Below are 12,916 nucleotides of genomic sequence, written 5' to 3'. Positions count from 1 at the left end.
TCGCTAGGGACGGGCGACGCTCGTCGCCGTCGCGACGGCGCGGAACGCCGCTGCGGCCGCGGTCTCGACGCGGTCGAGCGTGCCGTCCGCTCGCTCCTCGAGTCGGACGAGTCCCATCCGCCGGAGGAACGGCTCCTTCGCTCCCCCGACCTGCTGGCGGGCTGCGAGGACTTCGGGGGCGACCGCGAACTCCTCGACGTTCTCCCCGCCGGAGGCGTAGGACCAGTCGACGAAGTCGAACACCGGCCACCAGGTCCAGCCGCGGACGTCGACGCCGGCGTCGGCGAGCGCTGTGACGGCGGCGGACGAGTCCTGCACCCACCGGGAGCGGAGGTCGTCGTCGCCCTCGATCGACGTCTCGGTGACGAGCATCGGCAGCCCGTACCGCTCGGCGAAGCCGGTCAGCGTCTCGACGAGTCCGACCGTCCACCGGTCGTGGGCGTGCTGCACGGTGCCGTCCGGGCCGGGTGTGAGTCGACGCGGTGAGAGGTCCGGGTAGTAGTTCACGCCGAGCAGGTCGAGTGTGACGGCCCCGTCGACCAGTGCGGCGAGCCCGGCCTCGGTCGCACCGTGCTCGAGCAGCCAGCGGTACGAGCGGTGGTCGGGGTCGACGCGGCCGAGCACCAGATCGGTCGGGACGGTGCCGAGTTCGGTGAGGAGTGCTGCCTCGGCCCCGAGCGCGGGGTCGTCGGTGCTGAACATCGACGTCGCCTCGACGTGCACGATCGTGGCGTCGGGGTTGGCGGACCGGACGGCGGCGACGCTCTGCTGCATGCCCCGGGCGATGCCGAGGACGACCGCGGTCCAGCCGTCCCACCCGGTCAGGGCCGGTGGCCACACCCCGCGGAGGCCCGCGAAGGACGCCGTGGTGATCGGCTCGTTGAGCGGTGTGACGTGGTCGACGACACCCCGGTACCGGGCGGCGAAGGCCCCGGCGAAGGAGGCGATCGCGTCGGGGTAGGCGGGGTCGGCGAACGAGTCGTCGAGCCAGGTCGGGGTGCCGTAGTGGACCAGGTCCGCGATGACGGTGAGCCCGAGCCCGGCCGCGTACGCCAGGCGTTCGTCGAGGACGGCCCAGTCGAACACCCCGGGGGCCAGGTGCACGCGCGGCCAGTCGACCCCGTACCGGAGTGCGGTCGCGCCGAGGGAGCGGACGAGGTCCAGGTCCGAGCGCCAGGCGGTGTCGTGCCCGGTGAGCTCGTGCTCGTCGAGCGGTGCCATCGCGAAGCGTTCGGGTGGGTGCACGCAGGTGTCCTCGATCCCGGCGATCCAGGTGAAGCTGCCGGCGGGAAAGGCCCCGCTCTCGGCCGTCACTTCAGCCCCGTGGTGGCGACGCCGGCGACGAAGTACTTCTGGGCGAAGAAGAACCCGAGGGCGATCGGCACGAGCGAGATCACGGCGCCGGCGAGCAGCACGGCGTGGTCGGTCACGTGTGCTCCCCCGAACAGCGTCAGTCCGGCGGGCAACGTCAGCATGTCGTTCGACGTGGTGACGACGAGCGGCCAGAGCAGGTCGTTCCAGAGGGCCATCCCGTTGAGGACGGCGACCGTGGCGATGGCGGGCTTCGCCAGCGGCAGGATCACCTGCCAGTAGATCCGCCAGTGTCCGGCGCCGTCGATGCGGGCGGCTTCGTCGAGTTCGACGGGGATGTCGATGAAGAACTGCCGGAACAGGAAGATCCCGAACGCGCTGGTGGCCCGCGGGATGATGAGCCCCTGGTAGGTGTTCAGCCAGCCCAGATGGAACAGCTCCACGAACACCGGGATGAGCGTCACCTGGAACGGCACCATCAGGGTCGCGATGACGAGCACGAACGCCACGTTCCGGCCGACGAACCGCATCCGGGCGAGCGCGTACGCGCACATCGAGTCGAACAGCAGCGTCAGCACCGTGGTGACGATGGTGAACAGGAACGAGTTCGCCAGTAGCCGCAGGAACGGCAGTTGCTGCCAGACGCCGACGTAGCCGTGCAGGGTGATGCTGGTCGGGAACAGGCTGGCCGGGTGGCCGAACAGGTCGGCTTCGGACCGGAACGACCCGCTGACCATCCAGATGAACGGCACGAGGGCGAACACCAGTCCGACGCCGAGGTACACCCACTTCAGGACGGACCCGGTGCGCGCGGTGCCGGTCCGGCGGCCGTGTCGCCGGTCGCGGGTGGGGTCCGGACGGGAGGCACGGGCCGGCTCCGTCAGGGACGGTCGCCGCGTGCGCGCCTCAGTCGACATCGTCGTACCGGAACAGTCGGAGCTGCAGGAGGGAGATGAGCATGATGATCACGAAGAGGACCCAGGAGATCGCTGACGCGTAGCCGGTCTGGTAGTTGACGAACCCGTCGCGGTAGAGCAGGTTCACGAGTGTGTCGGTGTGGAAGACCGGTCCGCCGCCGGTCATCACGTAGACGAGGTCGAAGACCTGGAACGACTGGATCGTCAGGATCATCGAGGTGAAGAGCATGGTGGGGCGGATGCTCGGCAGGGTGATCCCCCAGATGGTCTGCCAGGTGTTCGCGCCGTCGATCCGGGCGGCCTCGTATCGTTCGGCGGGCACGCCCTTGAGCCCGGCGACGAACAGGATCATCGCGAAGCCGATGCTCTTCCACACCGAGACGAAGACGATCGTCGGCAGGGCGAGAGCGGTGGACTGCAGCCAGGCAATGCTCGGCAGTCCGAGGGCCGCGGTGATCCCGCCGACGAGGCCGATGTCGGGGTCGAGCAGGAACTTCCAGACCAGGCCGATCGTCACCAGGGACACGATCGTCGGGAAGAAGAACACCGAGCGGACGATCCGGTTCGCCGGGGTGTCCCGCTGGAGCAGCAGTGCGGCGATGAAGCCGAACACCACCAGCAGCACGACCGAGACGACGGTGAACTCCAGCGTGATCCGCAGTGCGTTCCAGAACTGTCCGTCGTGGAAGAGCGTGACGTAGTTGCCGAAGCCGACGAACGGCTGGGTCGCGGCGCCCACGGTCCAGTCGAAGAACGAGTAGTACAGCGACCGCAGGATCGGGAAGACCACGAAGGCGCCCAGGATGAGCAGCGACGGGGCCATGAAGAGCCAGGCCGGCTGGAACCGGCGGGTGCGGACCCGGGTGGGGCGCGCCTCCCGTCCGTCCGGGGCGGCGGCCCCGCCACGCGGGCTGCGTGGCGGGGCCGAGCCGGTGAGCTGGTCGGTCACTTGCTGCAGCCCGTGAGGCCGTCGATCGCCTGGCCGGCGCTCTTCGTGGCCTCGGCCACGGACTTGCCGCGGGTGATCTCGCCGATGAGCGGGACGTACGCGTCGGAGTCGACCTTCGTGGCGTTCGTCACGTGCGGCAGGTACAGGCGTGCGTCCGGCACCTGGCTGGCGAAGACGGAGACCGTCGGGTCGGCGGTGAGCTTCGCGTCGTCGGACAGGTCGGTGCGGAGCGGCGGGAACCCGGTCTGCAGCGAGAACTTCTGCTGCGCGGTCTTCGACGTCCAGTAGGCCAGGAACTCCTGCGCCTGCTTCGGGTACTTCGTCTTGGCGGAGATCGACAGCGGGGCGATCGAGCCGAGCGTGCTCGACTTGCCGTCCACGCCGACCGGGACCTTCACGAGCCCTAAGTCGATGCCGGCGTCCTTGTACCCGGACGCAGCCCAGGGGCCGTTGATCTCCATCGCGGCCTTGCCGGCCGAGAACAGCGAGTCCGCCTCGGCGCCGGTGAGGCCGACGGGGCTGACCTTGTCCTTCGCGACCAGGTCAGCCCAGGTCGACAGGCTCTTCTGCCCGGCGGACGTCTGGACGACACTGCAGCCCTTGCCGCTGACGATGTCGCCGCCCTCGAGCCACTGCAGGACCGGCCACATCTGGATGGTCTGGTTGTCGGCGAGCGCGATGCCGTACTTGCCGCCGGTGGTCAGCTTCTTCGCGTCCGCCGCCATCTCCTGGACGGTCTTCGGCGGATCGGTGATGCCGGCGTCCGCGAAGAGCTTCTTGTTGTAGTACAGGCTCAGCGTGGCGAAGTTGGCGGGGACGCCGTAGAGCTTGCCGTCGTAGGTGAACTCCTCGACCGTGCCGGGGGCGAACGAGGCGGTGTTGATCTTGCCGCTGCCCTCCCCCGTGTCGGTGATCGGCAGGACGGAGCGGGTCTTCACGTACTGGGCGACGGCGTTCGGGTCCGACGAGACCGCGGCGACGTCCGGGCCCTGGCCGGTGAGCCAAGCCGACGGCAGCTTCTGCTGGATCGTGTCCCACGGCTGCACGGTCATGTCGACCTTGATGTCGGGGTGCGACTTCTCGAAGTCCTTGACGATGGTCGCGTAGCCCGGTCGGTCACCGCCGGTGAACCCGGTCCAGACCTTGAGGGTGGCGGGGCCGTCCTGGGCGGCGTTGCCGCTGGCGGAACAACCGGTGAGGACCAGTGCCAGTGCTGCGGCACCGGAGACGACCGCGAGGGTCGTGCGTGCGTGCTTCATCGGGGAACGCTCCTTTGCGTTGCGGGTGCTGTGGGTGGTGCGGTGGTGCGGCGGTGCGGTGGTGCAGGGTCGTGCGTCGGTGCAGGGTCGTGCGGGTGGGTCGTGCTGCGGGTGTTCGGTGTTCGGTGTTCGGTGTCGTTCTGTCCAGTGGGGGTCGGTGGGGTCAGTGGGGGTCGGTGTGGTCCGGGTCGCAGCCGCACGAGCCGCGGAGGACCACCTCGACGTCGAGCTCGGTGTGGGCGTGGCCGCCGGGGCGCCGGTCGACGAGGTCGAAGAGGCGTTCGGTGGCGATCCGCCCCATCTCCTCGGCGGGGACCCGGATCGTGGTGATGCCGGGGGTGGTCACGCGGGCGAACCCGAAGTCGTCGAACCCGACCACCGCGACGTCCCCCGGCACGTCGATGCCGGCGCGTCGGAGTACCGCGAGGCCGCCGACGGCCATGTCGTCGTTGGCGAAGACGATGCCGTCGAACGGGAACCGCCCGTCGCCGGTCTGCTGCCGGAGCACCTGCTCGACGGCGGACGCGCCGGACTGTTCGGCCAGGTCGCCCTCGATCACAGCGACGTCGGTCAGGCCGTGCTCCTCGGCGGCGCGGAGGAAGCCGTCGCGCCGGTCGATGCCGGTCTGGTGGTCGAGCGTCCCCGACACGTGCAGCAGTCGGCGCCGGCCGTGCTCGGTCACGAGGTGCTCGACGAGCTGCTCGGTCGCCGAGACGTCGTCGATCCCGACGCTCACCGCGTCGGCGAGGTGCGGGTAGTTGCCGATGAGGACGACCGGCAGGCCGCTCGCGACGAGTGCCTCGACGTGGTGGTCGTCGATCGCGGCGCTGGTGACGATCGCGCCGTCGGCGGTCCGGGAACGCATGACCCGCTCGTAGGCGACGCCGCCGTTCGAGGTGTCCGCGTTGGTCGAGACGATGACCTGGGCGTCGTGGGCGTTCGCGGCCGTGGACATGCCGGTCAGGACGTGCATGAAGTACAGGTGGCCGAAGACGTGCGCCGACGAGTTCGGGACGACCAGGGCGACGGCGTCGGCACGCTGGCTGCGGAGGGCTCGGCCGGCGGAGCTCGGGACGTAGCCCAGGTCCTCGGCGGCCTGCTTGACCGCCGCGCGGGTCTTCTCGCTGATCCGCTCGTGGCCGGAGAGCGCCATGCTCGCGGCGGCGGAGGTGACGCCGACCTTCGCGGCGACGTCCTTCAGGGTGACGGACTTCGGCATGGGGTCGCCTCCTCGTTGGGAGCGTGGCCGGAGCCAACGCGCTTTATCGATTAACTCTTCGGCCATCCTGCACCTGCTTAATCGATGAAGCAAGCCCTTCCGACGTTTTCTGCGGTGTCGGTCGCGCCGACATCGCGGACCGGCAGGCGTGACGGACGGGAGGCTCGGTGCCGGTCCGGCACCGAGCCTCCCGTCCGCGGTCCCCCGCGACCGGCGTCGGTCAGTTCAGCCGGAACACCTGCGGCGCCGCGCCGTTGCAGTCGTAGAGCTGCAGGGCGGTGCCGTTCGCGGTGTTGCCAGACGGCACGTCGAGGCACCGACCCGACTGCGGGTTGAGCACCGAGCCGTTCGCCTGCGGGACCCACTGCTGCCCGCCCACGCCGTTGCACGTGTACAGCTCGAGGTGCGTGCCGTTCGCGGCGGCGTTGCCGTCCAGGTCCAGGCACCGACCGAGCGTGCGGATGGTGTGGTCACCCGCGCTGTACGCCCACTGCTGGTCGGTGGTCTGCTCGTCGGTCAGCAGCGTCTGGCAGTCGAACACCTGCACCTGCTGGCCGTTCTGCTGCAGGTCGTTGCCGGCCACGTCGACGCACTTGCCGCCGATGGTGCCGATCGGCACCGCCGCCACGAACTTCTGGGCCGCGTTGCCGTTGCAGTCGTACAGCTGCAGTGCCGTGGTGTTCGCGGTGTTGCCCGACGGGACGTCCAGGCAGCGACCGGACTGCGGGTTCTTGATCGACCCGTCCGGCTGCACGATCCACTGCTGACCGCCGACGCCGTTGCAGTCGTACAGCTCGACGTGGGTGCCGTTCGCGGTGCCGTTGCCGTTCGCGTCCAGGCAGCGCCCCAGCGTGCTGAGCGTGTGCGCGCCGTAGACACTGCCCAGCCAGTGCTGGTCCGCGGCGAGCGCCTGGCAGTCGTACAGCTGCACGACGGCCCCGTTGCCGCCGACGTCGTCGCCGGCGACGTCGACGCACTTGCCGCCGGGCGCGGTGATCGCCGCGCCCGGTCCCCCGCCGGTGGAGATGCCCTGGTAGTTCTGCGCCACGATGTTCGCCTGCACGGCGGAGTCGGCCGCGTCGGTCGAGTAGCCCGTGGTCATGACCCCCTCGAAGAAGGACTGGGTGCCGCGGTTCGAGTTGTCACCGCCGGCGCCGAGGACGATCGAGCCCTCGAGCTTCATCGGTGTGTAGCCCTGGCCGTCGCCGTCCTTGTCCGTGGGCAGGGCACCCTCGTACCACTTCGACAGGGCGCCGGACTGCGCGTTCCCGCCCTTCAGCGCGAAGGCCGCGACGCCGTCGTTCTTCAGCAGTGCGGTGACGAACTTCGAGCTGTTGCCCGTGTTCGCGGTGTTGATCGCGGTCTTGCCCTCGTAGACGCCGTTCTCCAGGTCCGCCTGCACCCAGGGGCCGCGGCCGGCGCTGCCCTTGCCGTTGAGCATCGACAGGTTCAGGGCGTCCATGTGGCCCTTGCCGGTGTCCTTGGACTGGGTCTCGACGTTGCCGAAGTCGGAGCAACAGCCGTGGTTGACGTTCGTGCCGCTCGCGACCTCGTACATCGACTCGGGACTGGCTCCGCGTGCGGTGCTCTTGGCGATCGTGCTCGGGATCCGGTAGGCGACCTGCTGCGGCATGTAGACGCCGTAGGCCTTGTGCCCGGCGACGGTGATCGGCAGCGCTGCCGCGTCGGCCGCGTGGTTGGCGGGGCCAGCGTCCCCGGCGCCGGCGACGGTGAGGTCGTTGTGGTTCGGCGACTGGTCGTAGATCTTCGGGATCGTGCAGGAGGTGCCGGCGCAGAACGAGTCCTGGGTCGCGGCGTTGGCGTACCCGCCGGCGGTGAGCAGGCCGACGTTGGTCGTTGCCCCGTCGGAGGCGCGCTGCACCTGGTAGAGCGGGCCGTTGTAGGACGCGTACAGCGCTCGTGTCGAGCTGTAGGCGGCGACACACGAGGTGCCTGCGCCGGAGTAGGTGTCGCACGGACCGTTGGTGGCGGCGGCAGCGCTGCCGGCGCCGACTGTGGCGGAGACGAGGCTCCCGGCGATGAGGGCAAGTGCCCCGAGGACGGCGGCGACCGTGCGCCGCCTCCTGGAGATGGGCCTTGTGTGCATGGTGGTGGTTCCTTCCGAGCGTCGTTGACCGGTGGACGGCTGATCGTTGTTTAAACGATTAACCAAGCCCATCGTACGCCGGAGGACGCCAGGGGTCGAGGACGACTAGTAGCCGGGCACCGGAACACGCACCGCGCTGATGCGCCCCGCGTGCGTCTCGGCGGTCGTCGCCGGGTCGTAGCTGTCCGCCGTCGCCAGGTACAGCGTCCGGCCGTCCGGACCACCCAAGGCGCAGTCGATCGCACACCGACCGGGAGCGTCGATGCGGTCGGTGACCTCGCCGCCCTCGACGACACGGAGGAACTCCCCCGTGTCCACCGAGCACACCCAGATCGCCCCCTCGGCGTCGACCGTGCTGCCGTCCGGGGTGACGCCCTCGGGCAGCGCGGCCCACTCGCGGCACCCGGCCAGGGAGCCGTCGGGCTCGATGTCGAACGCGGTGAGCTTCCCGCCCCAGGTCTCGCTGACCACCAGGGTGCGGGTGCCGGGCAGGACGTTGGCGCTGTTCGGGAAGACCAGGCCCTCGGCCGCCAGGCGGAACGAGCCGTCCGGCTCGATGACGTAGAGCGGGCCGGGCCGGAGTTCCTCGCCGGCGTAGAGGTCGTAGCCGAACGCGCCGATGTAGGTCCGGCCGGTCTCCGGGTCGACGACCAGGTCGTTGACGAGCGACGACTCGACCGAGGACAGGTCCGCGAACACGCTCGTGGTGCCGTCGGCCTCGACGGCCACGACCGTGCGGGACTCCATCGAGCTGACGATCAGGCGGCCGTCGGGCAGCCAGCCGAGCCCGGAGGACTGGCCGGGGACCGTGGCCTCGAGGCGCGGGACGGCGTCCGTGCCGCCGTCCGGGTCGATCGAGAACACCTGACCGGTGTGCATGTCCGAGTACCAGAGCCGGCCCTCGTGCCAGCGGTTGCCCTCGGGGAAGCGGATGCCGGTGACGACGTCGGTCGCAGAGTCCAGGGTGATGTGCACGAGGCCCAGCATGCCAGGTGAGGCGCAGCGGTTCGTCTGGAGCCCGCGGGCGCGGCTCGTGTACCTTCGGGCATCTGATCGCAGTTCACACGGGGGTGGTGTGCATGACGTCGGCATCCGACGACGGGGCGACCGACGCATCGCTCGCGGTACCGACTCGGGCACGCACTGCGCGCCGGCTGCGCGGATCCGTGGCGGTGGCTCTCGCGGCGCTGGCACTCGCGATGACCGGATGCTCAACGGCAGCAGATGCTCCGGACGCCGCGGGGATGACCCGGGAGCAGGTTGCGGAGTTGTCACTGCAGGACGAGTTCCGCCTGGCGGGCAAGCGGTACGAGCAGGGGCAGGCCCTGCTGGCGGAGGCCCAGAGGCAGATCTCCGACGGCACCTGGTTGTGGAACGGCGGGGACGTCCGCCCACTGGCAGCCGGCGGCAACGCATTCGGAGAGGCGCCGGACGGGGCCACAACAGGGAACTCGTACTTCTTCCGCGCAGCGCGGATCATCGAGCGGGACGGAGCATCCGGTGCCGCTGCCGACCTGGAGCCCATGCAGCGGTACTTCGACGACAAGGGATGGCGTTCGGGCAGCGCGAAGGTCGGTACGGATCTCGAGGTGAGAGCGGACACCGGCGACGGGTGGTGGGTGACCTGGTCGGTCCGACCGAACGGCCAGTCCTCGATCGGCGTCCACAGCGAGGCGTTCTGGACGAACGACACCAAGGCACTCGTCAGGGCGACCTCGGTGCGTGACCCGGCGACGTTCCCGGACGCATCGAAACCCGGCGTCAGCGAGCCGTTCCCCGAGTGGAGTGACCCGGTCCGGCACTGAGCGAAGGCCTGACCCCGCTCTCCTGTTGACAGTTAGAACTCGAACACTTAGAGTCCTCATCATGCAGGCACCGCACTTCGACACGCCCCTCCAGCTCATGCGCTGGATCGGCTGGGCGCAGCGCAAGGCCGCCGAGGAGTGGGTGCGGGAGCGCGAGCTGTCGCACGAACAGAGCTTCGTCCTCGGCTACCTGCAGCAGAACCCCGGTGCCATCCAACGCGACATCGCCGAGGTGAGCCGGACAAGTGCGGCCAGCGTGTCGAGCCTCCTGCAGGGGCTCGAGAAACGGGGCCTCATCGAACGACGAGCGGACGCCGGCAACGCCCGGACGAAGCTCGTGCACGCCACCCCCGCCGGCATCGACCTGATCGCCGGGTTCGAGGACGCGATGCTCGCCCTCGACGACCGCCTGCTCGCCCCGCTCAGTCCGGACGAGCGCGCCACGCTCCGCGTTCTCCTGCTCAAGGTGACCGCCGAGCTGCCGGAACCCACCCGGTAGCCGCACCCGCGCCTCCCGGCCGTCCGCCCGAAGCGCGAGCCTGCCGGGCGCGAGCCTGCCCACGCGACGGCACCGCCGACGCGCTCCCCGTGATGCCGTGACGGCCCTGCCGTCGCGCCGTCCACCATGCCGTGCCGGCGTCCCGTCGGCGCGCGATCCGTGCTGCCCGGAAGGGAACCACCATGACGACCACGACCACCACACCCACCACCGCAGCGGAGAAGAACCGCTGGTACCTCTCCGCCGCCCCGATCCTCCGTGCCCTCGTACACCTGTGCGTGCCGATGGCCGCCGCGATGGTCGTCAGCGCCCTGTACAACGTCATCAACGCGGGGTTCATCGGCGCGCAGCACGACACCTCCCTGCTGGCGGCGATCACGTTCGGCACCCCGTTGCTCGGCCTGGTGATGGCGGTCGGCGGCGTGTTCGGCGTCGGAGGCAGTTCGCTGATGTCGCGGCTGCTCGGCGCCTCCGAGCACGACCCGGCGAAGGCCGGCGAGATCAAGCACGTCGCGTCCTTCGCCGTCTGGGGGTCGGTCGTGACGGGCATCGTGCTCGGTGGACTCGGACTGCTGTTCCTCGGGCCGCTCGTCGGGCTGCTCGGCGCCGACGCCGCCGCGGTCCCCGCCACCAGCGCCTACGTCAGCGTGATGCTCGTCTTCGTCCCGGTGCTGGCCGTGGCGTTCTGCCTGGAGCAGATGGTCCGCGCCGAGGGAGCCGCGCGCCAGGCGATGGTCGGGCTGATCCTGTCGACCATCGGCAACCTGGTGTTCGACGTCCTGTTCATCCTGGTGCTGCACTGGGGCGTCGCCGGGGCCGCACTCGCGGTGGGACTCGCCAACCTGGTCAGCATCGCCTACTGGGTGCGCTGGCTCGGGACGCACAGCGAGAACGTCAGCCTGTCGCTCCGCTGGTTCACGCTCCGGCGCTCGGTCCTCGGGCCGGTGTTCGGCATCGGCGTCAGCGAGCTGCTGCAGGCCGGGTTCCTCATCGTCACGACCCTGGTGCTCAACAACCTGGCCGCGCAGTACGGCGACGACCCGCTGGCCGCGATGGGCGTGGCCGTCCGCATCGCCCAGGTGCCGGAGTTCCTGGTGATGGGCGTCACGATCGGTGTGCTGCCGCTGCTGGCCTACGCGTACGGCAAGGGCGACCGAGAGCGACTGCGCTCGGCACGGCGGGCCTCGGCGCTGACGGTCGGGGCGATCGTGCTGCTGTTCTCCGGCACCGTGTTCGTCTTCCGACAGCAGGTGTTCACCGTCTTCTCCTCGGACCACTCGGTGCTGGCGATCGGGCTGACGATCCTGGTCGCCCAGCTGGTCGCCACGGTGGTGAACGGGTTCACCGGGCTGTTCACCTCGCTGTTCCGAGCCGCGGGGCTCGCCACCCCGGCGATCGCGATGTCCCTGGCGCAGGGAGTGCTGTTCATCCCGATCGTCCTGCTCGGGAACCTCTGGTTCGGGCTCGCGGGCATCATCTGGGCGCTCACCGTCACCGAGGTGCTCGTGTTCGTCACCGGGGTCGTCATCTCGCTCGCCGCCCGCGGGCGCATCGACCGCGGGATGGACGCCGGCAGCGCGGAGCGGGCGGAGGCGGTGCTCGCCGAGGCGGGGTGAGTGCGGGTGGTCGGGTGGTCGGCTGCGGTCTGCCGCAGCCGACTGCGGTCAGCCGGGAGGCCCGTCCCGGCCGAGCCGGTCTGGTCACGCCACCCGGTGACTTCGTCCGCCACGCGGTCGGGTCCCCGGACCGCGCACCCGTGACGGGATCGACGCGACCTTCGCGCGCGATCGAGCACGCGGACGTCAGGCGGTCGTCCTCGGGCCGAGGGCCCTCTCGATCTTCGCGATCGTCCGCCGCATCGCGTACTCGTCGTGGTTCTGCTGCTCATCGAGCATCCAGAGGTGCGCCGTGGCGGGGCCAGCTTCTCGCGGGGCGAGGGAGATCGCGATCCCCCACCGCGATGTGATGCCTCGCGGCGTCGGTTCGTCGAACACGTCGAAGCCGGTGACCTCCTGCCGCGTGGCGATCGGGATCGCTGGCCCGCTGCCCTCGTCCGGCCAGGCCGTGATGCCGTTCCGGTCGAAACCGAGGTCGCACGGGAAGAACACCCGGAGCGCCGGACGCCACGCATCGAGCTCGTCGTAGGTCGTGTCCGTGGGGTGCGCGTTCACGAAGAACGTGCCCGGGCTCGTGTCACTCTTGCGCTGGAGTCGCTCCCGTCGTCGGCGGTTCGTCACCGTGATGACGAGACCGACCGCGAACCCGACCGTGACGAGGCCGCCGAGCCGGAGCACCTGGAACAGCACCTCCCTGTCCCCGGTGCCGACGAGGAGCGCCAGGACGATCGTCGCCACGCCGAAGAGGGCGGTGAGCGTGGCGAGCAGGATCGTCGACGGTCGCATCCCTCGACGATGCCAGACGACCGTCGTGTCCGCCTCGGGTCAGCGGAGGACCAGAGCCGCACAGCCGCCGGCGAGACAAGCGCACACGACGGCGCCGACCAGGTCCAGTTGCCACCCGCCCGCCGTCAGCAGCAGACCGCCGACCAACGCAGCGGCGAACGCCAGGACCCCGACCACCATCGATGCCCGGCGCACTGGATGTGCCGCGAGGTGCAGATCGGCACGGTTCCTGACGAGCACGCCGACGCGGGCGACGCCAGCCGCGACGGCGACTCCGACCGGGATCGCAAGCGCCGAGACGGTGACCAGAAGGTCCCAGCTGAAGGAGTGGGACCGGAACAGGCCGAGGCTGTACATCCCGACCGCGGAGACCGCGCCACCGAGGACGACCACGGCGGAGAGCACTGCTCGGTGCCGAAGACCTGATCCCGCGGGCGTCTCCGGTTCC

Annotated in this window: 12 protein-coding genes; 3 read left to right on the top strand and 9 right to left on the bottom strand. The window is 70.2% G+C overall.

The genetic code is table 11. From position 1 onward, the window contains the following. Positions 1 to 3: 3 nt before the first annotated feature. The 7 genes from SOM35_RS16900 to SOM35_RS16870 form a co-directional block, all read right to left on the bottom strand. Positions 4 to 1,245: a family 1 glycosylhydrolase gene (locus tag SOM35_RS16900; RefSeq protein ID WP_320516283.1), complete on the bottom strand. Its 1,242-nt coding sequence runs from the start codon at positions 1,243 to 1,245 to the stop codon at positions 4 to 6. A gap of 65 nt (positions 1,246 to 1,310) precedes the next feature. After that, positions 1,311 to 2,228 (bottom strand): carbohydrate ABC transporter permease, encoded by a 918-nt coding sequence (locus SOM35_RS16895; RefSeq protein ID WP_320516282.1) that lies wholly within the window; start codon positions 2,226 to 2,228, stop codon positions 1,311 to 1,313. Further along, the gene (locus SOM35_RS16890; RefSeq protein WP_320516281.1) at positions 2,218 to 3,177 is read right to left on the bottom strand and encodes a carbohydrate ABC transporter permease; all 960 of its coding nucleotides are present in this window, start codon (positions 3,175 to 3,177) and stop codon (positions 2,218 to 2,220) included. The genes SOM35_RS16895 and SOM35_RS16890 overlap by 11 nt, the downstream gene beginning before the upstream one ends. Further along, complete coding sequence (locus tag SOM35_RS16885) at positions 3,174 to 4,436, bottom strand: sugar ABC transporter substrate-binding protein (RefSeq protein WP_320516280.1); 1,263 nt, start codon at positions 4,434 to 4,436, stop codon at positions 3,174 to 3,176. The genes SOM35_RS16890 and SOM35_RS16885 overlap by 4 nt, the downstream gene beginning before the upstream one ends. Positions 4,437 to 4,599: 163 nt before the next feature. Next, entirely contained in the window at positions 4,600 to 5,655 is a 1,056-nt protein-coding gene (locus SOM35_RS16880; protein ID WP_320516279.1) for a LacI family DNA-binding transcriptional regulator, read from the bottom strand. Positions 5,656 to 5,875: 220 nt separating this feature from the next. Further along, on the bottom strand, positions 5,876 to 7,762 hold the full coding sequence (locus SOM35_RS16875) for an arabinofuranosidase catalytic domain-containing protein (protein WP_320516278.1): 1,887 nt from the start codon (positions 7,760 to 7,762) through the stop codon (positions 5,876 to 5,878). 105 nt (positions 7,763 to 7,867) lie between these two features. Beyond that, positions 7,868 to 8,737: an SMP-30/gluconolactonase/LRE family protein gene (locus SOM35_RS16870; protein ID WP_320516277.1), complete on the bottom strand. Its 870-nt coding sequence runs from the start codon at positions 8,735 to 8,737 to the stop codon at positions 7,868 to 7,870. 269 nt (positions 8,738 to 9,006) lie between these two features. Between SOM35_RS16870 and SOM35_RS16865 the strand changes: the two genes are divergently transcribed. From SOM35_RS16865 to SOM35_RS16855, 3 genes are all read left to right on the top strand, one after another. Beyond that, positions 9,007 to 9,567, top strand: a complete 561-nt coding sequence (locus tag SOM35_RS16865; protein WP_320516276.1) for a hypothetical protein — start codon at positions 9,007 to 9,009, stop codon at positions 9,565 to 9,567. A 61-nt stretch (positions 9,568 to 9,628) separates the two neighbouring features. Further along, on the top strand, positions 9,629 to 10,066 hold the full coding sequence (locus SOM35_RS16860; protein ID WP_320516275.1) for a MarR family winged helix-turn-helix transcriptional regulator: 438 nt from the start codon (positions 9,629 to 9,631) through the stop codon (positions 10,064 to 10,066). A gap of 182 nt (positions 10,067 to 10,248) precedes the next feature. Continuing rightward, complete coding sequence (locus tag SOM35_RS16855; protein WP_320516274.1) at positions 10,249 to 11,682, top strand: MATE family efflux transporter; 1,434 nt, start codon at positions 10,249 to 10,251, stop codon at positions 11,680 to 11,682. 186 nt (positions 11,683 to 11,868) lie between these two features. On the opposite strand, the gene SOM35_RS16850 is transcribed toward SOM35_RS16855, so the two are convergent. Further along, positions 11,869 to 12,468 (bottom strand): hypothetical protein, encoded by a 600-nt coding sequence (locus SOM35_RS16850; RefSeq protein ID WP_320516273.1) that lies wholly within the window; start codon positions 12,466 to 12,468, stop codon positions 11,869 to 11,871. A gap of 39 nt (positions 12,469 to 12,507) precedes the next feature. Further along, on the bottom strand, positions 12,508 to 12,873 hold the full coding sequence (locus SOM35_RS16845; protein ID WP_320516272.1) for a hypothetical protein: 366 nt from the start codon (positions 12,871 to 12,873) through the stop codon (positions 12,508 to 12,510). Between the last annotated feature and the right edge of the window lie 43 nt (positions 12,874 to 12,916).

The sequence above is a fragment of the Curtobacterium sp. CFBP9011 genome (assembly GCF_034045095.1).
In the GTDB taxonomy this organism is placed as follows: Bacteria; Actinomycetota; Actinomycetes; order Actinomycetales; family Microbacteriaceae; genus Curtobacterium.
This window is presented reverse-complemented; position numbering and strand designations above follow the sequence as displayed.

Bases quoted from the DNA above. Each gene is read 5' to 3' on its own strand.
- SOM35_RS16895 (WP_320516282.1), bottom strand. From the start codon at position 2,228: ATGTCGACTGAGGCGCGCACGCGGCGACCGTCCCTGACGGAGCCGGCC.
- SOM35_RS16855 (WP_320516274.1), top strand. From the start codon at position 10,249: ATGACGACCACGACCACCACACCCACCACCGCAGCGGAGAAGAACCGC.
- SOM35_RS16875 (WP_320516278.1), bottom strand. From the start codon at position 7,762: ATGCACACAAGGCCCATCTCCAGGAGGCGGCGCACGGTCGCCGCCGTC.
- SOM35_RS16850 (WP_320516273.1), bottom strand. From the start codon at position 12,468: ATGCGACCGTCGACGATCCTGCTCGCCACGCTCACCGCCCTCTTCGGC.
- SOM35_RS16880 (WP_320516279.1), bottom strand. From the start codon at position 5,655: ATGCCGAAGTCCGTCACCCTGAAGGACGTCGCCGCGAAGGTCGGCGTC.
- SOM35_RS16885 (WP_320516280.1), bottom strand. From the start codon at position 4,436: ATGAAGCACGCACGCACGACCCTCGCGGTCGTCTCCGGTGCCGCAGCA.
- SOM35_RS16865 (WP_320516276.1), top strand. From the start codon at position 9,007: ATGACCCGGGAGCAGGTTGCGGAGTTGTCACTGCAGGACGAGTTCCGC.
- SOM35_RS16860 (WP_320516275.1), top strand. From the start codon at position 9,629: ATGCAGGCACCGCACTTCGACACGCCCCTCCAGCTCATGCGCTGGATC.